The sequence below is a fragment of the Thermogladius sp. KZ2Tp1 genome, from assembly GCF_051131135.1.
In the GTDB taxonomy this organism is placed as follows: domain Archaea; phylum Thermoproteota; class Thermoprotei_A; order Sulfolobales; family Desulfurococcaceae; genus Thermogladius.
The window spans coordinates 595830-617491 of the sequence record NZ_CP151274.1 but is presented as its reverse complement, the minus strand read 5'-3'; the positions used below and the strand labels follow the sequence as shown (position 1 = coordinate 617491).

Here is a 21662-nt window from a genome sequence, read left to right as displayed (position 1 = left end):
CCGGAATTAATAAATTCTCACGCGGATTTTATAGGTTTCACCACTGGCCGGTGACGGCTTTAAGAGCGCTTACAGCCATGTCCCTTATAACCGAGTAGGGGTCTTTCGCCTTCACGATCGCCGACGCGACTAGAACGCCGCTCGTCCCGTACCTTATAGCCGAGTACACGTCTTGCCCGTCCGTTATGCCGGCGCCCGTCAAGATCACTACTCTACTATTGACTCTCCTGATGAGCTCAACGCTCCTAATAATGACTTCTGGTTTAGCCTTACTCACGCTAATACCCGTGCCTATAAGCTCAGGTGGCTCGACAGCGACATAGTTGGGTTCGAGAGCGGCCACGGCAGCGCCCGTCTCGGGCTCGTCGGCGCAGACAAGCGTCTCCAACCCGAGCTTAGCGGCCCTCTTGACCAGTAAGTTGATGTCCGCAAGTTTGAGCCTGTGCTCGCTGTGGTTCAGTATGACTCCGCTCACACCCGCCTCTTTGAGACCCTCGAGCGGCATGAAACCCGTAACAGCTCCCGGCTCCACGGGGTCGGCGTGTTGTGCGAAGACCCTTACACCAGACCCTCCTACCTCCTCGACGACCCTCCTTATCTCAGTGTAGGGCGGGGCCAGAACGATCTCGACTCCACCGCCCAGTTCTTTCACCACTCTAACCGCGTCCCGAGCAATCCTTAAAGCATGCTCGCCGAAGCTCTGGGGGTAGTAGGCCTTGTAGTTTACGACTATAATAGGCTTCAGACGCCCCCACCTCTAGGTGGAGTGATCAATGCCTAGAGGAGTAAAAAATTAGTCGTGTTCCCCGCTTAACATCTCGCTGTGTCTCTTCACGACCTTAACTTCCTCGGTCTTGACGAACCTGTTCTTGAGCTTCTCAAGCACCTCTGGTAGAGTAGTGTACTCCATCTCCTCTGGTCCGAGCCTGTGCGGCATGAAGGGCCCGTGCCTACGCATGTACTCGGCTATCTGTATAGCCAGCCTCCTAGTCTCGTCGAACGCCACGTCGTCGAACAGGTCGGCCGGGCCTATCAACCTGCCTTTGCTGATGTTCCAACCGAGCGCTAGTACCCTGGGCGGTCCGTCGAACCTCGTCACCCTGGCGTACCTCATGGAAACCGGTACTAGGGGGCCGTGGTGGCTGCCCCTCATCCAGCCAGCGACCAGGTGAGGGAACGCGAACGCCTCGAGTATCTCGCCCGCGGCTGGTAGCCCGGATTGCGCTCTAACGATCGCCACGGGGTCGTCCTTGCCAACGTACTGGCCCGCTACCAGGTTCAGCCTCTCGACACTTACTACGGCAGCGAGTAGGTTGTCTTCTTTCCTATAGACCCTCCTAACAATGTACCTGCCGGGGGTGCCTATCAGCGCAAGCAGGTCGTAGGACTCCTCGGGCGTCTTTAACAGGACGCTCTTGCCCTCGTATACGTCGAACACCTCGAAGACGAAACCGGCATGCATCCTGGGGTCGATGACAAGCCCGGCGGTGTTGAAGGGGTCGGCGAAGATCCTGTACATGGGTAGGTTGAAGGCGCCGGGCTCCGTCTTGTCGGCGTGGAAAGTGATGACCGGCTCGGCTTTCCTCTCCTCCATCTCGAGCTCGGCAACACCCGGCCCAAGCCCTCTAACGTTGCCGCTGAAGGCGTCGCTCAGCAGGTCCTGGCCCGCGGCGTAGAGTTTGAGCTCCTTGGCCACCTTGGTAGCGGCCTGGAACGCGTCCCAGGCGAGCCCGTGTATGTCCGGGTGGTCTGGTCCCTTGGTGTGAGTCATTATTAGCTGTATGTCGTCTCCAACGTGGGTGACGTAGAAGTCTATTAGCAGCCCCTTCTGCTTGGCCTCCGACAGGACTTTGGTCGCAGCCGCGAGCTGGTCGGGGTGCGGCATGTAGTGGCCTGATATGCTGCCAACGTCCGCCTTTATCACAGAGAGTGTAATCTTATCTGCCATGATACCACCTTGTTTAATTGAGTGCGTCAGGTGGGTAATAAAAGTAATCCCTCTTTGCCAGCCTTGGTTATTTAAACACTTGTTTAAATTAGTCTGGCAGGTAGTACTCGCCTCTGGTTTTCTGCTCCCTGTCGAGGTACGAACCCGGCTTGTTTATCCTGGGCCTACCCGTCTCCGGGTCTCTTCTAACAGTTACATCAAGTTGCTTAAGAAGGTTGTTGAAGCCAGTCCTGATATCAGACGGCCTTAACGCGACGCCTTCAACGCTAGGCTTACCCGTGAAGACCATAATCTTGTCGCTCACGTAGTTCTGGAACAGGAGGTCGTGTTCGACCACTATAGCGGCCTTCCTCTTCTCCTCGACCACCCTCCTTATCAGCCTAGCAACACTGACCCTCTCCTCGACGTCTAAGTACGCGGACGGCTCGTCTAGCAGGTAGACGTCGGCTTCTCTGGCCAGCGTAACGGCCACGGCCAGTTTTTGTAGCTCTCCCCCACTCAGCTCTGTCACCTTCCTGTCTAGCATCTTGTTCAAGCCCAACCTCCTTGTCAACTCGTCGTAGAGCCAGCTAGTGGGGTCTACAGCGTCCTTACTAGCGTCTGCCAGGTTCTCCTTGACGGTCTCGAAGCGGAAGATAGAGGGGGAGACTTCCTGGGGCTTGTAGCTGATCTTATCGGTGCCTACGAGGATCTCCCCTTCGTCCGGCTTAACCACGTCCGCGAGCATGTTTATGAAAGTGGACTTGCCTATCCCGTTCGGGCCGAGTACCCCTAGTACTTCTCCGGGGTGCACCTCGCCCTCCTCAACGCTAAGTCTGAAGCCGCTGCTCGGGTAGACCTTGTAGAGGTCACTCCACTTGAGTATAGGATACTCCTCGGGCAGCTTACCCCTGTCGGCTACTACTACCCTGAACCTGATCTGCTCCTTCCTGATCCTGACGTTCTCCGCTGGCAGGTAGCCCTCCAGGTAGAAGTTAATACCGTTCCTAACGCCGTACGGCTTGCTCACTATACCGTACACCCCGGGCTCACCGTACAAGACCGCCACGTAGTCGCTCACGTAGTCGAGTATCATGAGGTCGTGTTCGACCACCATGACGTAGACCTTCGACGGGTTTAGGAACTCCCTTATAGCCGATGCCACTCTGACCCTCTCCCTGACGTCCAAGTACGAGAAGGGCTCGTCAAAGAAGTACGCGTCGGCGTTCTTGACAAGGACAGCCGAAATAAGGAACTTTTGTAGCTCGCCGCCGCTGAGGTCTCTAACGTTCCTGTCCATGACTCCCGAGAGCCCCATCTTATCGGCGAGCTCTCTGAACAATCCCCTTTCGTCGGCCTTCTCTAGGAGTTCCCTGACACTCCCCTTCAGCACCCTTCTCGCCGCCTCTATGTACTGCGGTTTAACGGCAGCTCTAAGATTGCCGTTGGCGAGTTTCTGGAGATAGGCGTTTATTTCAGTACCTCGAAACGTCCTCAGTACCTCGCTCCAGTCTGGGGGGTTGGAGTAGTTCCCCAGGTTAGGCTTCACCTGGCCGGACAGTATCTTAACGCTCGTCGTCTTACCGCTACCGTTCCTCCCAATAACCCCGAGTATCCCACCGAGTGTTAGTGGTGGCAGCCCGTACAACTTGAACATGTTCTCGCCGTACCTGTGTACAGTAAACTTTTCCAGCTCGTCGGGTAGGTTCACAATGGAGAGAGCGTTAAACGGGCACTTTCTCACACATATACCGCACCCTATACACGTTACCTCGTTTATTACAACGTGTTTACCGTCCTGGCTCAGCTCTATGGCCTTTACTTTCTTGCCCCTGTTAACCGGGCAAAACCTTATACACTCCAGCGTACACTTGTCGGGTTTGCAGAAGGCCCTGTCTACTATCGCGACTCTGACCAACGGCTCTCACCTTAATTGCTTATTAGCGAGTTAAGCATGATCCAAGTCTGATAGTAAGGAAGACGGGTTTAATATGATGAGTGGTGACGGCTCGGATAAGTGAAGAGTCGTGCTAGTCTGACTCCTCTTCCTCGACTTCCTCCTCCCTCATGCTCTCGAGTAAAACCTCGTAGTACTCCTGCAACATCTCCCTCTCATCGGGCGTCAGAGCCGTAGCCTTAGCCTCGGTAGCCTTAGCTGTAATCGTCCTCTTACTGGAGTCCACGACGTACTTGATACCGTACTTCTCGAGGTCTTTCTGCGAAGCCCTCTCTTCGTAACCGCACCTAGGGCACTTCAAAACGTAGTACTCCTCTTTACCCTCCCTCTTCTTAATAGGCATCATTGCTGCGCCACATCTAGGACAAAACTTGACCAACCCTCACACCTTACGTTAGTTAATCTTCTATCACTTACTTAAGGAACCTTATTAAATGCTATCACCGGCAGTAGCGGCGGCCCCCGTCGAGCTAGTGTACATACAACACGTCCTCATTTAACGACTCTCCCGCCGAACCGTTTTACTTAAATATCCTTACTCCACAAATACTTCTAAGACGTAAGGTGGAAGACATGTTGTGGCTTGAGGAAGAGTGGGAGGAGTGGGAGGAAGAAGAAGAGGAGTGGGAAGAGGAAGAGTGGGAAGAGGAGTGGTGAGCCTACAAGAGGTCTAGTAAAACAGCAACGTTTTTTACAATGTTCGTGATGTCCTTTGCGATGTCGGTCTTACGAATCTCGTATTCCGAGCAGTTTGAGGGCCTGGGGAAACCACCTGTAGCCGCAACTACGAGATAACGCTCTGACTGCGAGTAGGAGACTCTAAGGTTCTCCAGTAGGTCCTTCAACTGCTTAAAGCCTGTCACCAGCGTAGCGAGTAGTAAACCCTTGTGCCTTATGCGTGTGAGCAGGTTTTTGTTCATGTAGTAGTGAGCTAGCCCTTGAACCAGCTGAACGTCGTTCCCGACTAGTTTAGAGGGGATCAGGGCCACAGGTAGGTCTGGTGCTAGACCTAAGTCTTGAAGCTCCGCGTCTATGTCCTCGTTTTTCTTCCAGCATTGGTAGATCCGCGCTTCGAACTCTTTACCGAAATACCTAATTGACAGGAGACCAGGCTTCGGGGAGTAAACTTCGAATACCATTAACACAACCTAGGCTGGGCAGGTAGCACCGAGGACTCTAGCCTGCTTCACGAGACAGGCTCTTCGACGGTCTCAACCCTCTTCTCTCTACTCCTTATAGCCACGAGGTGAGTTATGTAGCCTGCGATCTTGTTTCTCAGCTTTTTAGACCTTGTCGAGATGAGCTTCGACACGACTTGTTTATTGGACTCGAAGTCCCGTGTGAACAACTGAGGGTAGCTGTCCAGGAGCTGCCTAGCCACCCTCTTCACCAGCCTTATCCTGACTTTCCCCACGCTAAGCACCTCGCCTCAGGTACTGTCTAACAGGGAATACGTTAGGGTGTTTTAAATTTTTAAGCAAGAGCCGACGACCCTTCGAGAGCCCCGACCAGCTGGGGTGCTATACGCGATTCATTAATATTCACCGGGTTGCATAATGAAGTTCCGGTGTTCCGATTTGAAGAGCAGAGTCAAAGACTTAAGTCTAGCCGAGCAGGGCAGGCTAAAGCTCGAGTGGGCAATGAAGCACATGCCTGTCCTGATGAGACTCAGAGAGGAGGGTAGGGATAAGAGACCCCTAGCAGGTCTGAGGATAGGAGCGGTTCTACACGTTACTAAGGAGACCGGGGTTTTAATGATGGCCTTGAAAGACTCTGGTGCCGAGGAGGTGGTCTTAGCTGCCAGCAACCCGTTGTCCACCCAAGACGACGTGGCGGCCTCTCTCGTAGAGTACGGTATAAAAGTATACGCTTGGAGAGGCCAGTCTAGTGAAGAGTACTACTGGTGTATAAGGCAGGTCGCCGAGAGCAGACCGGACGTTGTTCTAGACGACGGTGGAGACCTCCACGCAATGCTCCACAGCGAGTACAAGAAGCTGGGGGGCGAGATAACGGGAGGCACCGAGGAGACGACTACCGGTGTCATAAGATTAAAGTCGCTTGAGAGAGAAGGACTCTTACTCTACCCCGTAGTAGCCGTGAACAACGCGTACACCAAGTTCTTGTTCGACAACCGCTTCGGCACTGGTCAGAGCACTTTTGACGGGATAATGAGGGCAACCAACATCCTAGTGGCTGGGAAGAACGTCGTTGTCGCAGGCTATGGTTGGGTCGGTAAAGGAATCGCGCTGAGAGCGAGAGGGTTGGGGGCTAGGAGAGTCATAGTAACAGAGGTCGACCCTATTAGAGCGCTAGAGGCAGTGTTCGACGGCTTCGAGGTGATGCCCATGTCCGAGGCGGCTGGTATAGGGGACGTATTCGTGACAGCCACAGGCAACAAGGCTGTTATTAGGAGAGAGCATTTCGAGAAGATGAAGGACGGAGCCATCTTGGCGAACGCGGGTCACTTCAACGTCGAAGTATGGATACCGGACCTGGAGAGCTTGTCGGTCGGGAAGAGAGTGATCAGGGAGAACGTGACAGAGTACACTCTACGAGACGGGCGTAAGCTGTACTTGTTGGCCGAGGGAAGGCTTGTCAATCTAGTAGCGGCAGAGGGACACCCGAGCGAGGTGATGGACATGAGCTTCGCGAACCAATACCTCGCTGTGAAGTACCTACACGAGAACAAGGGGAGGCTCGAGAAGAAGGTCTACAACCCGCCGAGAGAGCTAGACGAGATGGTGGCCAGGCTAAAACTAGAGACCATGGGTATCAGGATAGACGAGCTAACCCCCGAGCAGGTCGAGTACTTGAAGTCCTGGTCTTATGGGACCTAGAGAACGCGAAAGAAGTGGGCCCGGGGGGATTCGAACCCCCGACCACCCGGTTATGAGCCGGGCGCTCTACCGGGCTGAGCTACGGGCCCACGGTTCTAATCAATCAAAGTATTTATTCGGGGTTTAATAGCTTTAAATCCGTTGTCCTCCGCTCACGTTTTCTTTACCGATAAGATGTACTTGAACGCGGCGTCAGCCGCAATAGCCCCGTCTGCGGCAGCGGTTATTATCTGCTCGAACCTGTACTTGTAGGGCCCACCAGCCGCGTCGCCTGCCACAAACACGCCTTCCAAGTTTGTCGACCTGTCAACTTTGACGACAGCGTGCCCTGTCTCGTCTACCTCTAGCCCGATCTTCTCGAAGAACCCGCGTGGAGGTTTCAACCCTATCTCGACGAAGACCCCATCTACCTCGATCACCCTCTCCTCGCCGGTAGCCCTGTTCTCGACTCTCACCGCGCGTACCCGGGTGTCGCCTATTATCTCTTTGACTACGCTGTTCTTCAAGATCTCTATCTTAGGGTTGTTCAAGGCCTTCTCCACGTAAACCCTGAAAGCCCTGAACTCGTCCCTCCTGTGTATTAGGTACACTTTCGAGGCCAGCGAGGCGAGGTATATCGCCGAAGTCAGCGCCGAGTTACCCCCACCGACCACCGCCACGATCTTGTCCTTGAACAAGGGGCCGTCGCACGTGGCGCAGTAGGAGACTCCTCTACCACTGAACTCCTCCTCTCCCTTCACATTAAGCTTCCTCTTCTCGCTACCCACCGCTATAATCACGGCGTAGCCGCACAGCTCCTTCTCACCGGCAGTCTTTACACACCATAGCTTGTCCTTCCTGTACATGTCTACGACCTCGTCTTGTATGATCGGAACGTTGTATTTCTTCAAGTGGTTAACAAACCTGTTTACTAGCTCTTCTCCCGGTATGTCGGGTAGTCCAGGGTAGTCGTCAACAATAGTCGCCTCGGTAACGTATCCACCCACTAGTTTTGTTACAACCACAGTTTTTAGTTCGTACCTAGCCGAGTAGAGAGCAGCCGTTAAACCGGCGGGACCGCCGCCTACGATCACAACGTCGTACACCTCTTCTCTAGTGGGTGCTTTAACAGGCACGATCTTGAGCTTGAAGCTCACGTTAAGCACCTCTTTGTCTTAACATGGGAGAAGAGCGGTTTAAAGCTTGATTTAGGATTAATACGACGTGGTGTTCGTCCTCATGGAGTACGTGGAACTCGGCTGGAGCGACCTTAAAATATCCAGGATAGGTCTCGGCACGTGGCAGTTCAGCGAGACGTGGGGGCTCGTCGACTACGAGAAAGCAAAAGCGGTAGTAGCTAAGGCTGTAGAGCTTGGCATAAACTTCTTCGACACGGCCATGGTATACGGGAGAGGCATGAGCGAGACATTCCTAGGCAAGGCCCTTAAAGAGCTCGGGGTTAAGAGGGACGACGTGGTGATAGCAACAAAAATACCTGGAGAGTTTTTACAACCGGAAGACGTGTTTAAGGCCGTGGACAGGTCGCTTAAGAGGCTGGGAGTCACATACATCGACCTACTTCAGATACACCACCCGCCGACCCATCACAACTTCCCGACCTCGAAGTACGCTAAGGCCCTCGAGAGGCTCGTGGTACAGGGGGTTGTAAGGTACCTCGGCGTGAGCAACTACCCGATAGCACTGATAGAGGACCTCAGGTCCAACTTGTCGGTAATAGACATTGTAAGCATGCAGTATAGGTTCAACCTCGTCGAGAGGTGGTCCGAGGAGGAGCTGATACCCTACGCCGAGGCAAACGACCTCACCTTCATCCCCTGGAGCCCGCTCGCTAAAGGCGCGCTCTCGGGCAAGTACAACTTGGAAAACATCAAGCAGTTCACAGACCTGAGGAAGAACGAGCCGGTCTTCCACGAGGAGAACTTCGTGAAGGTAATGCCTCTCGTCAACCTCTTAGTCGAGGTAGGTAAGAAGTACGGTAAAACACCATCCCAGGTAGCCCTGAGCTGGTTGATCAGCTGCAGCCCGGTTATCGTGCCAATACCAGGCGCTAAGACCCCTGAACAAGTCGCTGAGAACGCGGGAGCTGTTGGCTGGAAGCTCAGCTACGAGGACTGGAGGGCCATCGACGAGTTAAGTAGGAGTATAAAGATCACCTACGTGACCTGGTAGAATACCTTGTACATGAATATAGACAGCAAGGCCAGAGCTGGTAGTTGAGAAGGGACGTCCTTTAACCTGACGAGCTTCAGCCCAGTCAGCTCTTTTTTGCTCGGCTCGCTTTCACCCGACGGGAACACTATCAGCAGGCTCCCGTTCCGGGCTTGGCGTATCTGGATCGCCTCCAGCTCGGCTCCTTCATCGCTGTAAAAGTACGCTTCGCTTGGTCTCAGGAGCTCCAGCGCGTCGCCGAGCTCGGGGAAGACCATGAAAGGCTTGTTAAGCTTAACCGATACCTTGAACGCCTCCGGAATCCCTATCTGGGCTGCCGCCCCAATAGGCTTGACTATAACAGGTACTACCTGTGCTTTCTGCGAGAATGCGTAAACCGTCTTCACGAAGTCGACCGCTCTCTGAACACTTGTGGGACTGTATAGTCCTACGTAGACCATAGCCAACCCCGAGCTACCTCCGCACCTCTTGTTTAACTGGAAACTCATGTATTGGTTGTTTTTAATAACCTGTCGCGCTTCTTATAACTCCCGGAGTATCTCGTAGACGAACAGGGCGATCGCCCTGGATAACGGGATTGGTACGGCCTCGCCTACCTGGTTGTACTGCTCGTCTCTACCCCCGTAGAAGACGAAATGGTCTGGAAACCCCATGAGCCTCGCCTGCTCTCTTACGGTAAGCAGCCTGTTCTCGAAGGGGTGTATGAAGCGAGATGAGCCGAGCACCGTCGGGGCGACCTCGTAGGGGTCGAGCCTGATCAAATTGGGAATCTCTCCCACGGCGCCTTGGAAGTATATGAGGGCCTTACCGTGCTTCAGTTTTGCCACCTTTTTAAGTTTCCTCCAGCTCAGCTCAGGGGGCGGGTCGTGGTTGGGGAGAGAACTCCCGGGCGGCGGCATCCCGCTCAGTGCGTCTATCACTCTCACCTTTTCGTTCGACTTCGGGGGTTTTATCTCGACGTTCGATATGAAGACCCTTCGCCTCTTACTTGGGTTAGAGTAGTCCTCGGCGTTCAGTACATTGAAGTATAACTTGTGATAACCGATACGCTTAAACTCACGAGTTAAGGCCTCTCTCAGACCACCCTCCATTATCGCAGGCACGTTCTCCATTATGAAGACTCTCGGCTTCAACAACCCGACTATCCTTATGAAATGTAGAGTTAGTTGCCCCTGGGGGTCGACGTACAGCCGGTTAATCGGGTCTCTCTCCCTCCTCGGGTTGGCGCCAGTGAACGGCTCACACGGCGGGCTGCCAATGACGAGCGGGATGTCCAGATCTCCGAGCACGCTTTTCAGCGTTGTGTAGTCTACTTCTTTAATGTCCTCTACCAGGACTAGGGGGTCCGGTATGTTAGCCTTGTAAGTTAGAGCCGCGGGCTTGAAGTTGTCTACTGCTAGAACTGGTTTGTAGAGCCCCGTCTCGTAGAAGCCCCAGGCAAACCCTCCTGCTCCAGAGAATAGGTCGACGAATTCTACTTTATGTCTCAAAATCCATCACTGTGTATGTAGTCCAGAAGTTTGTCGAGAGACTTTAGCTTCTCTCTCAGAAGGGCGAGCTCACTGTCTTTGTCTACTTCCATTAACAGGGAGTTGTCGTTGGGGCAGTGAAAGTCGTTTATGAGGGCCTCGTCGTACCTGAACCTCCTGTGGCATGTCGGGCAGATGAAAAAGGTGTTCTCCTCAAGCTCTCTTATTCTGGTTGCCAGCTTCTCCTTGGACTTCCTCAGTCTTGAGACTATGAAATTGGCTAGCGCATCTCTATTCAAGACCCACCCGTGTAAAACCTTGTCCTTGTCTTTTACCTTGACCGGTACAACTACGGCCTCGTCTGACAGCTTCTGGAGTATTTTCCTCACTATGTTCGACTTTGTGTTCAGGTCTTTACCAGCCGTCTCCTCGATAATCAAGCCGTTGTTCGCCAGCATGAACTCCAGTATTCTCCTGCCCTCCTCGCCCATCATCTTCTCAACGATCAAAATCGTTACTTCAACGAGTTTGTCCTCCCTGGGCACTCCGCTCACAGCTCTCTCTGTCGCCAACTCTTAACACCTTTTTGCCTCTAGGGGTCGGTGCTACTACTAGTTTTGCTCCACTAAATTTCCTATGTAGTTCTTCTCCCTTATAATACCTATCTAGGAACACGGCGAGTGCTGCGACCTCGGAGTGCGGCTGGTGACCTATGGCCACGTTGTAATCGGCCAGCTCGTAGAATATCCTTGGGACTTTCTCGGCGCCTACCACGACCAGCAGGTCTTTACCCGACCCCCTGATCTCGTCTATAACGTTGTCGACGTGTAAACCGTACATTGTCAAATGAACTACAATACCCCGGGACTTCCACTTCTTAACGTACTCAACGGAGTTCACGCCCATGATGACCTCGAAAGGGCCGCCCCACAGATCCACGACTTTTCTAAGAGACCTCGCAACACTTTCGTCTACAACGTCACCAATAACTATCCCGTTAGCCCCGAAAGACCTCGCGACAAGTCCCACGTGCGTAGTGACTCTTTTGTCTCTCCCGGGTCTGTGACCTAGTCTCAGCACGTAGATCTCGACCATCTCTCACATACCTCTAAAGACTCCGACTATCTCGCGCTTAAGAGCGTCCAAGTTGATTCTTTTCTCGGCCGAGATGGGCACAATCCTAGCCGCATTCACCGCCGATTTAGACAGCTCTCTAACTAGCTCTTCAACCCCGTTTTCGTTGATCAGGTCTATCTTGTTCAAAGCGATAATAATAGGCTTACCGTGGACACCTATATCGTTGAATATTTTCAATGAGGAGTCAACTTCGCTAATAACTCTCTTTAAAGGCTTTGATGAGTCCACGACAAGGACGATCAAGTCGGCGGCTGTTACCTCTTCGAGTGTTGCGTAGAACGCCTCGGTGATCTCGGGCGGCAGGTCCCTTATGAAACCGACGGTATCTGTCACAACCATGTGAACCCCGTCGATATTCAGTTTCGCGGTCTTGGGGCTCAGAGTGGTGAAAGGCTCGGGTCCTACGGGCATGTTCTTCCCGGTTAAGGCATTGAATAAAGTGGTCTTACCAGCGCACGTATAGCCTGCAATCGCTACGTGGGGGACTCCCTCTCTCACCCTCCTTTCTCTCCTGACCTCTCTCACCCTCCTGATCTCCTCGATCTCTCTTCTTATACGGCCCTCCCTTCTTCTGAGAAAAGTGTAATACTTCTCGTAGCCGTACCTGCCAGGTCCAAGATACCCGGCCAGCTCGCCCAGCTTGGACTTCCTGATGAAGTCTCTCACGAGCGGGAGCATGTGTTTGATCCTCGCGAGCTCTATCTGTAGGAGAGCCTCTCTACTACCGGCGTGCTGGGCAAATACCTCGAGTATTAGCAGAACTCTGTCGACAACCTCCGTTTTCACCTCTCTGAGTATGTTAGTCACCTGGCTTGGCCTCAGTATGTCCATGACCACGAGCCTGTCGGGCGGGTCATCTGCTAGTTCCTTGAGCTTGTCTTGTTGAATGTAAGTCCTAGGGTTGGGCCTCTTGACGAAGTGGACCTGGTCTACGACTCCATACACCGTCTTGACGAGGCTTAGCTCTTCATCAACAAAGTCGCGGTACTTACTTGGTATGAATACGACTACTCTCCCTGTCTTCACTTCTTGCTCACTCTGATGAGGTCGCCTACGGTAAAGTAGTCTTCGTCCCCCCTCCCCGTTTCCAGCGGCTCTTCGGCGGTTCTCTCGATCAATTTAATACCCAGCACCTTCTCCAGTCTCCTAGCCAGTTCTAAGCTGGGTTTAAGCCTGCCCGACTCTATTCTCTTAATAGTGTTCTCGCTCTCTTTTATCTTAGAGGCTAGCACAGCCTGCGTCCAGCCGAGCCTCTCACGAGCCTCCCTAATCCTCTTGGCATAGTCCTCAACAATCTCGAACTCCTCTCCAAACCCTCTACCAGCTCCCGTCATAACTCTCTTACTCCGGGAAGCAACGACCAGCGGCTTCTTACTCTCTTCCACGTAGGGTTTTGCCTTACCGCTACTTACGAGCTTGCGGTAGCAGTCGGGGCAGACTTGTAAGACAGAGCCCTCTACAACGACCCTTCTGCAGTCCCTCTCATTCAGTACTTCTCTCCCGCATATCTCGCAGTAACAAGGCATTTAGATAACCTTAAGACTTCTCTCCCTGAAGACTCTTAAATACTATTGAGTCCGGGTTTTAAAGACCTTCTTAAAACCGATAAAAGGAAAGGGAATTTTCATGTTTAGTGAAGACGTGCGAGAAGACGCAGCTGAAGCCAGGCTACCCGATGAAGACTACATTCGCTACCTAGAGAGCAGGTTGAAGCAGCTGGAGAGCGAGGTTAAGAAGCTCAGTATGAAGGTCAATTATTACAAAGCCGAGATCGAGAGGCTGTTGGCCCCCCCTCTGATAGAAGGTGTTCTCTTGTATTTGATCGATGGAAACAGGGCCGTTGTAAGGAGCACTACTGGCCCCAACCTCATCGTCCACGTATCGGAGAACGTGCCTCGTGAGAGGCTTGTCCCCGGCGTGCGTGTTGCCTTAAACCAGAGAGGCTCGACGATAGTGGACGTCCTCCCCGAGTACGAGGATCCGTACGTGCAGTCCTTCGAGGTAATCGAGAGACCAGAGGTGGCTTACAACGACGTAGGCGGTCTAAAGGAGCAGATCAGAGAGTTGAGAGAAGTCGTTGAACTACCTTTGAAATCCCCCGACTTGTTTAGAGAAGTGGGTATAGAGCCCCCGAAAGGGGTCCTGCTCTACGGTCCGCCCGGGTGCGGCAAGACCCTCCTAGCCAAGGCCGTAGCTAGAGAGGCGGAGGCGACATTCATCAGTATTGTAGGTAGCGAGCTAGTACAGAAGTTCATAGGGGAGGGGGCTAGGATCGTCAAAGAAGTATTCAACATGGCTAGGAGGAAGGCTCCTGCTATAGTCTTCATAGACGAGATAGACGCGATCGCGGCTAAGAGGATAGACATCGGTACTAGCGGGGAGAGGGAGGTTCAGAGAACTCTTATGCAGTTGCTGGCGGAGATAGACGGCTTTAGGCCCCTGGACAGAGTCAAGGTGATCGCGGCAACGAACAGAGTTGACGTGCTGGACCCCGCTATACTCAGACCGGGCAGGCTAGACAGGCTGATAGAGATCCCATTGCCCGACAAGCAGGGGAGATACGAGATTTTCAGAGTTCACACAAGGAGGATGAAACTTGCAGACGACGTCGACTTACACGAGCTGGCGAGCAAGACCGAGGGTTTGTCTGGAGCCGAGATTAAGGCGATCGTTACGGAGGCCGGCTACAACGCTATCAGGTCGGGTAGGAAGGTTGTAACGAGGGAAGATTTCGAGCTCGCAGTGAAGAAGATTGTGGCGAAGAAGAATGTTAGGAGGGGTATTGTAGAGGAGAGGAACAACAGCCTCCACGTTATCTTCTGAGAATCGTACAACCGAAGTTTTTAACAGGTACTTAAACGATCCTTAATCACCATAGTACCTAACGTGACAGCTCATGATCAGGAGGAGGCTAAGCGACCAGGAGCTAGAGGAGCTGAGGTACATAGCCGGCCTACAGTTCGGAGTGGGCGGCGAGTTCATACCTGAAGGGGCTGTGGGCGAGTTTAGTAAAAACACCTTGAAGCTGAGGAGGGTAATCGTCGACGATAAACCTTACCTGTCCATCAGAGCCTCGGACTACAGGTTTAACCTCCACATACCTTCAGGACTGGTTCTAAACCGGCTGCTCCCGCAGCCCCGCCTACGAGTGTACGTAATGGAGAGGTACTCGGAATTCGTGGCCAGCGGTGGTAATGTGTTCTGTAAACACGTGGTGATGGCCGACCCCGATATAAGGCCCGAGGACGAGGTCTTGGTCGTCGACGAGAAAGGTAATCTGCTGGCAGTAGGCCGCGCGGTTAAGCCCGGCTGGGAGATGGTTTTTTATAAGTGGGGTGAAGCAGTTAGAATAAGGCAGGGTGTTCGGGAGTGAATATCGTACTGCTAGAGAAGATAACCGATGAAGACCTGCAGGACTCGATATTCATAACAGGCTTCCAAGGGTTTGGCATGGTGGGTTATTTGACGAGCAGGCACCTTGTTTTAGAGTTGAAGTTGAAGAGAGTGGGCTTCGTTAAGACGAAGTACTACCCGGAGACCACCATATACACGAGGGAGATAGGTGTAGTCTACCCGTTCGAGCTGTATTATGGTGTTGTGGAAGGTAAGAAGCTCCTCGTACTCCTGAACAACGGGACACCGAGTGTACGTGATAGGACTAACTACGCCGACCTGGTCGCCAGGTGGGTTAAAGAAAAGAAGGTCTCGACCGCAATACTCGTGGGGGGTCTAGACCCTAGTCTCAGAGAAAGCGAGGAGGAAAAGTACAGGTGGATCCCTGTAGGCGGTTACGAGGGCAAGCTAAACGCGCAGCTACTCGAGAACAGGCATATCATCGGGCCTCTAGCCCTCTTGATAATGTTCATGGACGCTTACAAGGTACCTGGTGTAGCGATCTTCGCCTACACGGAACTCTACAGACCAGACCCGAGGGCTAGCGCGGCCGCGGTCGAGGCCATAGGCGAAATGCTCGGTTTCAAGATCGACACTACGAGGCTACTCGAAGAGGCTAAGATCATAGAGTCGATCGAGGCTGAGCGAGAGAGAATGTTAAAGACGATCGAAATGGAGGAATCAGAGAGGAAGGGCCACCCAATATACCTGTAAACTCTAGTGTGCCGCCCCGGCTTCTCCTAACGCTAGTACGTTGAGCTGTACTTCTACGCCAGAGCCTTTTAACAAGTCCTCTATTATCCTGGCGAGCCTGAGCTCTACGTTGCTTGAGTTCTCTAAAACACCTATTTCAACCCTGGCTATCTTCTTTCCTTTGACCAGTTCGAGGACTTTGGCGGAGACCTCCTCTAGTACCTTGTTGCCTAAACCGTCCAATACCCCTTCCTCGTGTTGGAAGTAGGGGTACGTGTTGGCAAGTTGGATTGGGAATAGGCCTAGGACGGGGTGTACTATGAAGACTTTGTCGCGGCCCCACTTCTTCAACGAGTATTCTCCTAGACTTGCGAAATCTTTGCCGGCGGCCACCAATAGGACTATACTGTCGCTTACGAGTACCTTCTCAACCAGCTGCGAGCTCTTCGACTCGATAGCTCTCACTCTCGGGTTGTAGTAGGAGTCCTCGTCCAGGATCAGAAGGGCTGGAGCGTCTGGTTTGGATACGGGGTTGAACCTGAGGAGTACGTCGGCGTGTCTCTTGACTACTTCGAACGCTCTACGCAGGCTAGGGTGCGTCTTGCTCCTCTCTTCCAGTAACTCCCAGAGCCTCCCCTCTCTAATGCTCTCCTTTACAGTGTTAAGTTCCTTCTTCAAAGTGTACAGGTTGTGGAGCGCGATAAGTCTCGTGCGCTCTTCGCTAGGTAGCTCCAGTAGATCCCTGGGGGTGTACCTCGAGCAGACCGGGCAGTTGCAGGGCAGGTATGTCAGTTCCTCGACCCTCCTAGTCCCACCAGGTAGCATGTACCTCCCTTCCCGCGCGTAGAGGATGTAGCTTGCGGAGTCGAAGAGGTCTGCCCCCAACGCGACGAGGAAGGGTATGATCATCGGGTGCCCTACACCGAACACGTGTATTGGTTTACCTGGTGGCAGGACTCTCTTGACTAGGCCGACATACTCTAGGAGAGGGCTGTAATCGTACTTCTCCAGTAGTACTGTAGGCGAGCCGAACGCGAAGATGTGGTAGGGGGTCCTCCAAGCCCTTACAGCGGACTTCTTGAGTAGGTCGGGGTAAGGCGAGCCTTGTATAGGTAGAGCCCATAACTGGTCGCTGTCCATTATGAGGGGGAGTGCCTGGAGAGCTCTTCTCCAGGTCTCTTCCACAGCATTGTACGCTTCGCTCCACGTCATTTTAGTCCCCGTCGGCACATCGAGTATGACCGCTATGTCGCTACCGATACCCTTCTGATAGCTCACGATAGTTGGGTTGTCTACCTCCACGTCGCCATATACGAGTACTTGATAACCCCCCGAGTCGGTCATTATCGTGTTGCTCCACTTCAGCTCTTCGTGTATGTCCTTGACGACGCCTTTGTTCCTCTTGTAGAACAGGTAGGCGTTAGTTATGATCGCGTTGAAACCGGTCTCTAGGATCGTGTTTAAGTCGACGTCCTGCCTCACCGGGTCAACAACAGGAAAAATATATGGTGTCTCGATAGACCCGTGTCTCGTTTTCAGTCTACCGATTCTCCCCGCTAAGTCGTACTCTCTCACGTCGAAGTACTCCAATACTATTCTCCCTTTAGCATCTTACGCCTCGTTTCGAGGTACTGCTCTAGCAGCCTGTATAGGGTCTCTGCTATGGGTCCGGTGCCCTCGACACCCCTCTCGCTCACCCTATAGCGCCCCTGGACTTCCACGACTCTGGCCTCGGGTATGATCTTCACGAGGTGTTCAGGCAGCTTCATCTCCTTGATGATGATGTTCTTGAATTCCTCTGGGTCGAACAAGGGTATCTCGAGCACTATTATCTCGCTCAACCTCTCGCCTTTCACTATCACCTTGGGGTACCTGTTACCTTTGTCGTCCACAGCGTTCTGTAGGAGAATGTTCAGGGAAGGCGTGTCGAACCCCACGAGCCTACCCTCGTAGGACCTCCCGTCGGCCAGGACGATTTTAACTCTCTTGTCGATCAAGCTCGTCAGCTCGCTTGTAAGCCTCCTCGACGCGTCTAGCACGCTCATAAGACCACCTTCAGGCACTTTAACCTATGTCAAAGTGGTTATTTTGAATATTTCTCCCCCTGACACCCTAATAAGCGTCCTTTCAGCGTTGACGCTGGGTTAATACTTAAAAATATCTCAACGACTTAAATAGAGCATGGTCTTAGTCCATTAGACTAAACTGTGGCCTGGTACTATGCTTCAGAGGTATACTTGCTCAGTAGAGGACATCGAGAGGCTGAGGTATCCCGGCGTTTACAGGGTCAAGTTCAGATGCGGGGATGTGTCGATAGAGCTAGAGTTCCACGAGAAAGTTATGCCCCCTCTGAAGAAGGGGGGTAACGCCACGATAGTTCTGACAGACAGCAGAGAGGAATGCCTACAGCACTACTTCTGCGGTAAAGGCAGCGTAGTGTCTAACAGGAGCATAGGTGATACGTACAGAGCCGTGGTCTCGATAGGGGGCTTCCTACTCGTGTTGAAGTCGGCCCAGCAACTAGACCTCAAACCTCTCGACGAGGTCTACACAGGGGTCTCAGTCAGTTAGCGGCCGTCCTTGAAACTTTCGGCTGTCACCCCAGCCAATACGTGCTCCTACTTCAAGGGGATGGTTCTTGAAGTACTACGTCTTGAGGCTATACAAGTATATGGGCTCCAGGGACGAGCTCGTCGAAGACGAGCTGAGGAAGCTAGGCGAGCTCATAAGGAGTAGAGTTAGTAGGAACAGGTCAGCGAAGTACATAACAATGAGCGTACTCGGGAGGAACAGAGCTGACGGGATGCTGATCATAGGGGTGAACGAAGGTGAAGAGGCGGAAATACAGCTCATAAGCGACTACATAAAGTCCAACTTCAAGCACATAACCGTAGGCGAGGTAAAGGAGTTCGGGCGGGGAGACTCGCGAAGTATACTCGAGACGCTCGTAAATTTTTGAAGAGGAGGGAGAGCGTAGGGGTAATACACCCCACGTCGCTAGGGGTGGCCCCGAAATACCCGGTCCAGGAGCCCGTGAAGACCAGACAGATATCTGGCGATGAGTGCGTCGTCTTAGGAGAGGTAGTGAACTCCATCCCCCCGGTTGACGCGTGCGTCCCCGTAGAAGACTTAAACAAACATTTACTGGTAACCGGCGCGACGGGCTCGGGTAAGACGTTCACAGTCGCTACACTAGTCAACCGGCTAACTACCAGAGACAACCCGTTTAACTACAGGCCGCTTGTACTCGACTGGCACGGGGAGTACGGTCGCTTGCTGAAAAACCCCAAGGTCGTAGACCCGTTTCAGTTACCAGTCCCCCTCTTGGGGGACGAGGACCCTAACGCCTCCGTCGACTTCGCTAGTCAGGTGCTCGCCTTAACACCCGCCCAGGAGTACGTCTTGCTCAAGGCCTTCGAGAACCTCAGGGGTTGGGACCACCTGGACTTAGCGGGTGTTATCGAGGCGCTCGAGAAGATGGTGGACGAGTCTGGGTGGTTCAGGGAGAGCCGTCTCTCGCTCGTGAGAAAGTTGAGAAGGCTCGTGGTAGGCAAGTACAAAGGCCTGTTCAGGGAGAGAAAGGCTGGGTTCCTCGATAACACGAGAAGCCCCCTAGTAATAGACCTGTCCAGAGTGGGCGATCTGACCATTAGGAGGGTCTACGTGGCCGCCCTCCTCAAGAAGATCTTCGATATGGCTGTCCGTGGCGAGTTCGGGGTCAGCAAGCTACTCGTAGTCGTGGAGGAGGCTAGGAACCTTCTAGGGAAGGAAAACCACGTGGACGTGTTAGTCAAAATGCTAGACGAGGTGCGGAAGTTCGGGGTTGGTCTCGTAGTGGTGTCCCAGTCGCCCTCTTCACTCGTGGAGGACGTGATGGTGAACACCTCTACTAAGATCGTCCACTCGGTGAAGTCTGCCGTGGACTTGGAGGTGTTGGATGGAGCGACTAATATGCAGGTCGAACTAAGAGAGGTGATACCTTACCTGGACAAAGGGGAAGCGGTTTTGTTCTCGAGCCTGTACAAAAAACCTCTATTGATAAAAGTGGTTTAGTCTTCCTCTTTCTTCTCTTCCTCGCCAGGCTTCTTACCGGTCTCGGCGCCTTTCTCTTTCGCCTTGCTGGCAGCTATCACGTCGTCGATTCTCAGTATTATCGTAGCGGCCTCTGTACCCGCCTTTATCGCGTTGGCTATGACGCTCACCGGCTCTATTACGCCTCTCTCCATCATGTTGACGAGGTCGCCGTTGTTTAGGTCCACGCCAGTCCAGGCGCCCTCTTCTCTCTCGTGAGAGGCCCTCAGTTTCATGATTATGTCTACCGGGTCTAGACCCGCGTTCTCGACGAGCGTGACAACCAGCCCTTCTAGAGCCTTTGCGAAAGCCTCCACGGCAAGCTGCTCCTTGCCGCCGACCTTCGTGGCGAATTTCCTAATGTGCTTCGCTAGTTCAGCTTCTACCGCCCCGCCTCCCGCAACGATCTTTCCGTCCCTTATAACGTCCGCAACCGCGGACAGGGCGTCCCTCATACTCCTCTCGGCCTCGTCTACGAGCCTCTCTAGACCTCCCCTTATCACGATGCTGACGGACCTCGGGTTCTTGCAGCCCTCTACGAACACCATCTTGTCCTCTCCGACCTTCCTCTCCTCTACGAGTGCGGCGTAGCCTAGGTCTTCGGGCTTCAGGTCGTCGATGTTGCTAACTATCCTCCCACCGGTCGCTCTCTCGAGCTTCTCGAGGTCGCTCCTCTTAACCCTCCTCACGGCGAGTATACCCTTCTTAGCCAGGAAGTGCTGGGCCACCTCGTCAATACCCTTCTGAGTAATCACAACGTTAGCACCAGTAGAAGCGATCTTCTCCACCATCTTCTGGAGGATGTTCTCCTCCTGCTCTAGGAAAGCCCTCAACTGGTTGGGGTCGCTAATTCTTATCTCGGCGTCTATCTCGGGCTTCTCTATCTCGAGTGGGGCGTCTAGTAGCGCGATCTTCGCGTTCTCCACTCTCCTCGGCATACCAGGGTGTACGACCTCCTTGTCGAGGACAATACCATAGACGAGCGTCGAGTCTAGTAGAGCCCCGCCGTACTTCTTGATTATCTGGACGTTGTCCAGGTCAATGTAGTACTTGTCGCCCCTCTTCTCGACGATCTGCTTTACCGCTTTCACGGCCATCTCGGCGAAGTAGTCTCTGGCGTCGTGCACGGCCTTACTTGTTAGAGACGTCTTTGCCACCTTCTTGAGGAGCTCCTCGTTGTTTATGTCTATCGGGACCGCTACCTGGTCTAGCAACTTCAGGGTCTCTTCCATGGCCTTCCTATAACCGCTCACGATCACCGTCGGGTGTATGTTCTTAGCCAGCAATTCTTCGGCCTGCTTTAGTAGCTCGCCAGCGAACACCACCGCCCTCTTAGTCCCGTCGCCGACTTCGTTGTCCTGGCTCTTAGCGACCTGGACGAGCATCTTGGCAGCGGGGTGCTGTATCTCGGCCTTGTCTAGGATCGTAGCGCCGTCGTTCGTGATCGTGACGTCTCCAAGGGCGTCGACGAGCATTTTGTCCATGCCCTTGGGTCCATAGGTCGTCTTGACCATCTCAGCAACTGCCCTAGCAGCCATTATGTTTGTACGGAGCGCGTCTCTACCGGCTGTCCTCTGAGTTCCCTCCTTCAATATTAACACGGGTATACCGGTCGGCTCAATTGTCATCTACTTCACCTGTGAGGAACACGATCCTAGAGGAGTTGATGATAAGACTTCTATATAAACTTAACTTCGGTCAGCGAGGAGTTAACGAGTACTGCCCAGCCAACGCTTCACCCTTGTACTCCTCCACGCTCCACGACTGGATCCTGTAATACTCGTTTATCACCGGGTCTTCGATCACCACCCTAGGGTCTACACCGTCGTCTAGTAAAACGATGATATTCATCCCTACTACACGCGCTCCCTTGACACCCCTAATCTTGAACAAGTGTATCAATGCCGTCGCTATACAGCCGGGGCAGCCAATGCTTTTGATCCTCATTACAAGCTTCTTCATATCGTTCACCAGAGTGTATTCGTGTCTAAGACATTTGAAGCAGCTGA

Annotated in this window: 25 protein-coding genes and 1 tRNA gene; 8 read left to right on the top strand and 18 right to left on the bottom strand. The window is 53.2% G+C overall.

All coding sequences use genetic code 11. The annotated features are described in order from the left end of the window. Window positions 1-37: 37 nt before the first annotated feature. The 6 genes from tpiA to WLZ34_RS03515 form a co-directional block, all read right to left on the bottom strand. Window positions 38-745, bottom strand: a complete 708-nt coding sequence (gene tpiA, locus WLZ34_RS03540) for a triose-phosphate isomerase (protein WP_434731927.1) — start codon at window positions 743-745, stop codon at window positions 38-40. Between the two features lie 48 nt (window positions 746-793). After that, window positions 794-1948 (bottom strand): fructose-1,6-bisphosphate aldolase/phosphatase, encoded by a 1155-nt coding sequence (gene fbp / locus WLZ34_RS03535; RefSeq protein WP_434731881.1) that lies wholly within the window; start codon window positions 1946-1948, stop codon window positions 794-796. 88 nt (window positions 1949-2036) lie between these two features. Continuing rightward, a complete protein-coding gene (locus WLZ34_RS03530; RefSeq protein ID WP_434731880.1) occupies window positions 2037-3845 on the bottom strand; it encodes a ribosome biogenesis/translation initiation ATPase RLI in 1809 nt (602 codons plus the stop codon). 112 nt (window positions 3846-3957) lie between these two features. Continuing rightward, a complete protein-coding gene (locus WLZ34_RS03525; RefSeq protein ID WP_014736941.1) occupies window positions 3958-4230 on the bottom strand; it encodes a hypothetical protein in 273 nt (90 codons plus the stop codon). 313 nt (window positions 4231-4543) lie between these two features. After that, window positions 4544-5023: a hypothetical protein gene (locus WLZ34_RS03520; RefSeq protein ID WP_428727337.1), complete on the bottom strand. Its 480-nt coding sequence runs from the start codon at window positions 5021-5023 to the stop codon at window positions 4544-4546. A 47-nt stretch (window positions 5024-5070) separates the two neighbouring features. Next, entirely contained in the window at window positions 5071-5298 is a 228-nt protein-coding gene (locus tag WLZ34_RS03515) for a 30S ribosomal protein S17e (protein WP_428727338.1), read from the bottom strand. 163 nt (window positions 5299-5461) lie between these two features. Between WLZ34_RS03515 and ahcY the strand changes: the two genes are divergently transcribed. Next, on the top strand, window positions 5462-6721 hold the full coding sequence (ahcY, locus tag WLZ34_RS03510) for an adenosylhomocysteinase (RefSeq protein WP_434731879.1): 1260 nt from the start codon (window positions 5462-5464) through the stop codon (window positions 6719-6721). Window positions 6722-6736: 15 nt separating this feature from the next. On the opposite strand, the gene WLZ34_RS03505 is transcribed toward ahcY, so the two are convergent. Together WLZ34_RS03505 and WLZ34_RS03500 are read right to left on the bottom strand one after the other, a co-directional pair. Next, window positions 6737-6810: transfer RNA gene (locus WLZ34_RS03505), tRNA-Ile, on the bottom strand. Between the two features lie 63 nt (window positions 6811-6873). Beyond that, window positions 6874-7866 carry an NAD(P)/FAD-dependent oxidoreductase gene (locus WLZ34_RS03500; protein ID WP_434731878.1) on the bottom strand — a complete coding sequence of 331 codons (993 nt, stop codon included), beginning with the start codon at window positions 7864-7866 and terminating at the stop codon, window positions 6874-6876. A 73-nt stretch (window positions 7867-7939) separates the two neighbouring features. Here WLZ34_RS03500 and WLZ34_RS03495 point away from each other — a divergent pair, with 73 nt between their 5' ends. Beyond that, a complete protein-coding gene (locus WLZ34_RS03495) occupies window positions 7940-8890 on the top strand; it encodes an aldo/keto reductase (protein ID WP_434731877.1) in 951 nt (316 codons plus the stop codon). Here WLZ34_RS03495 and WLZ34_RS03490 read toward each other — a convergent pair. Genes WLZ34_RS03490 through WLZ34_RS03465 form a run of 6 tightly spaced genes read right to left on the bottom strand, consistent with a single transcriptional unit; the run spans window position 8875 to window position 13022 of the window. Continuing rightward, window positions 8875-9378, bottom strand: a complete 504-nt coding sequence (locus WLZ34_RS03490) for a RecB-family nuclease (protein ID WP_434731876.1) — start codon at window positions 9376-9378, stop codon at window positions 8875-8877. The two genes, WLZ34_RS03495 and WLZ34_RS03490, sit on opposite strands and share 16 nt — an antisense overlap. Window positions 9379-9411: 33 nt before the next feature. Next, window positions 9412-10380: a DNA cytosine methyltransferase gene (locus WLZ34_RS03485; RefSeq protein ID WP_428727342.1), complete on the bottom strand. Its 969-nt coding sequence runs from the start codon at window positions 10378-10380 to the stop codon at window positions 9412-9414. Beyond that, window positions 10377-10931 carry a transcription factor TFIIE gene (locus tag WLZ34_RS03480; protein ID WP_428727343.1) on the bottom strand — a complete coding sequence of 185 codons (555 nt, stop codon included), beginning with the start codon at window positions 10929-10931 and terminating at the stop codon, window positions 10377-10379. Before WLZ34_RS03480 ends, WLZ34_RS03485 begins: the two co-directional genes overlap by 4 nt. Next, a complete protein-coding gene (locus WLZ34_RS03475; RefSeq protein ID WP_428727344.1) occupies window positions 10879-11454 on the bottom strand; it encodes a tRNA (cytidine(56)-2'-O)-methyltransferase in 576 nt (191 codons plus the stop codon). Before WLZ34_RS03475 ends, WLZ34_RS03480 begins: the two co-directional genes overlap by 53 nt. Window positions 11455-11457: 3 nt before the next feature. Further along, entirely contained in the window at window positions 11458-12522 is a 1065-nt protein-coding gene (gene hflX, locus WLZ34_RS03470) for a GTPase HflX (RefSeq protein ID WP_434731875.1), read from the bottom strand. Beyond that, entirely contained in the window at window positions 12519-13022 is a 504-nt protein-coding gene (locus tag WLZ34_RS03465) for a multiprotein bridging factor aMBF1 (protein ID WP_428727346.1), read from the bottom strand. The genes hflX and WLZ34_RS03465 overlap by 4 nt, the downstream gene beginning before the upstream one ends. Before the next feature lie 100 nt (window positions 13023-13122). On the opposite strand from WLZ34_RS03465, the gene WLZ34_RS03460 reads away from it, so the two are divergent. From WLZ34_RS03460 to WLZ34_RS03450, 3 genes are all read left to right on the top strand, one after another. After that, window positions 13123-14319 (top strand): proteasome-activating nucleotidase, encoded by a 1197-nt coding sequence (locus WLZ34_RS03460; RefSeq protein ID WP_434731874.1) that lies wholly within the window; start codon window positions 13123-13125, stop codon window positions 14317-14319. Window positions 14320-14392: 73 nt separating this feature from the next. Beyond that, window positions 14393-14869, top strand: a complete 477-nt coding sequence (locus tag WLZ34_RS03455; RefSeq protein WP_434731873.1) for a PUA domain-containing protein — start codon at window positions 14393-14395, stop codon at window positions 14867-14869. Further along, complete coding sequence (locus WLZ34_RS03450; protein WP_434731872.1) at window positions 14866-15603, top strand: proteasome assembly chaperone family protein; 738 nt, start codon at window positions 14866-14868, stop codon at window positions 15601-15603. Before WLZ34_RS03455 ends, WLZ34_RS03450 begins: the two co-directional genes overlap by 4 nt. Window positions 15604-15606: 3 nt before the next feature. Here the strand turns inward: WLZ34_RS03450 and tgtA are convergent, their stop codons facing one another. Both tgtA and WLZ34_RS03440 read right to left on the bottom strand, forming a co-directional pair. Next, window positions 15607-17172, bottom strand: coding sequence for a tRNA guanosine(15) transglycosylase TgtA (gene tgtA, locus WLZ34_RS03445; RefSeq protein WP_434731871.1), 1566 nt, complete (start codon window positions 17170-17172; stop codon window positions 15607-15609). 2 nt (window positions 17173-17174) lie between these two features. After that, window positions 17175-17627, bottom strand: a complete 453-nt coding sequence (locus WLZ34_RS03440; protein WP_428724514.1) for an Lsm family RNA-binding protein — start codon at window positions 17625-17627, stop codon at window positions 17175-17177. 175 nt (window positions 17628-17802) lie between these two features. Between WLZ34_RS03440 and WLZ34_RS03435 the strand changes: the two genes are divergently transcribed. The 3 genes from WLZ34_RS03435 (at window position 17803) to WLZ34_RS03425 (ending at window position 19635) form a co-directional block, all read left to right on the top strand. Next, on the top strand, window positions 17803-18153 hold the full coding sequence (locus WLZ34_RS03435) for a DNA-directed RNA polymerase subunit G (RefSeq protein WP_428727351.1): 351 nt from the start codon (window positions 17803-17805) through the stop codon (window positions 18151-18153). A gap of 67 nt (window positions 18154-18220) precedes the next feature. Then, window positions 18221-18541: a hypothetical protein gene (locus tag WLZ34_RS03430; RefSeq protein WP_428727352.1), complete on the top strand. Its 321-nt coding sequence runs from the start codon at window positions 18221-18223 to the stop codon at window positions 18539-18541. After that, on the top strand, window positions 18538-19635 hold the full coding sequence (locus WLZ34_RS03425) for an ATP-binding protein (protein WP_434731870.1): 1098 nt from the start codon (window positions 18538-18540) through the stop codon (window positions 19633-19635). The genes WLZ34_RS03430 and WLZ34_RS03425 overlap by 4 nt, the downstream gene beginning before the upstream one ends. Here WLZ34_RS03425 and thsB read toward each other — a convergent pair. Further along, window positions 19632-21281 (bottom strand): thermosome subunit beta, encoded by a 1650-nt coding sequence (gene thsB, locus WLZ34_RS03420; RefSeq protein ID WP_434731869.1) that lies wholly within the window; start codon window positions 21279-21281, stop codon window positions 19632-19634. The genes WLZ34_RS03425 and thsB overlap by 4 nt on opposite strands. Window positions 21282-21351: 70 nt before the next feature. Next, on the bottom strand, window positions 21352-21615 hold the full coding sequence (locus WLZ34_RS03415) for a hypothetical protein (RefSeq protein WP_434731868.1): 264 nt from the start codon (window positions 21613-21615) through the stop codon (window positions 21352-21354). Window positions 21616-21662 lie beyond the last annotated feature (47 nt).

Coding starts and splice junctions, on each gene's coding strand:
- fbp (WP_434731881.1), bottom strand. CDS start 1,948: ATGGCAGATAAGATTACACTCTCTGTGATAAAGGCGGACGTTGGCAGC.
- WLZ34_RS03525 (WP_014736941.1), bottom strand. CDS start 4,230: ATGATGCCTATTAAGAAGAGGGAGGGTAAAGAGGAGTACTACGTTTTG.
- WLZ34_RS03520 (WP_428727337.1), bottom strand. CDS start 5,023: ATGGTATTCGAAGTTTACTCCCCGAAGCCTGGTCTCCTGTCAATTAGG.
- WLZ34_RS03495 (WP_434731877.1), top strand. CDS start 7,940: ATGGAGTACGTGGAACTCGGCTGGAGCGACCTTAAAATATCCAGGATA.
- WLZ34_RS03490 (WP_434731876.1), bottom strand. CDS start 9,378: ATGAGTTTCCAGTTAAACAAGAGGTGCGGAGGTAGCTCGGGGTTGGCT.
- WLZ34_RS03475 (WP_428727344.1), bottom strand. CDS start 11,454: ATGGTCGAGATCTACGTGCTGAGACTAGGTCACAGACCCGGGAGAGAC.
- WLZ34_RS03465 (WP_428727346.1), bottom strand. CDS start 13,022: ATGCCTTGTTACTGCGAGATATGCGGGAGAGAAGTACTGAATGAGAGG.
- WLZ34_RS03460 (WP_434731874.1), top strand. CDS start 13,123: ATGTTTAGTGAAGACGTGCGAGAAGACGCAGCTGAAGCCAGGCTACCC.
- WLZ34_RS03455 (WP_434731873.1), top strand. CDS start 14,393: ATGATCAGGAGGAGGCTAAGCGACCAGGAGCTAGAGGAGCTGAGGTAC.
- WLZ34_RS03440 (WP_428724514.1), bottom strand. CDS start 17,627: ATGAGCGTGCTAGACGCGTCGAGGAGGCTTACAAGCGAGCTGACGAGC.
- WLZ34_RS03435 (WP_428727351.1), top strand. CDS start 17,803: ATGCTTCAGAGGTATACTTGCTCAGTAGAGGACATCGAGAGGCTGAGG.
- thsB (WP_434731869.1), bottom strand. CDS start 21,281: ATGACAATTGAGCCGACCGGTATACCCGTGTTAATATTGAAGGAGGGA.
- WLZ34_RS03415 (WP_434731868.1), bottom strand. CDS start 21,615: ATGAAGAAGCTTGTAATGAGGATCAAAAGCATTGGCTGCCCCGGCTGT.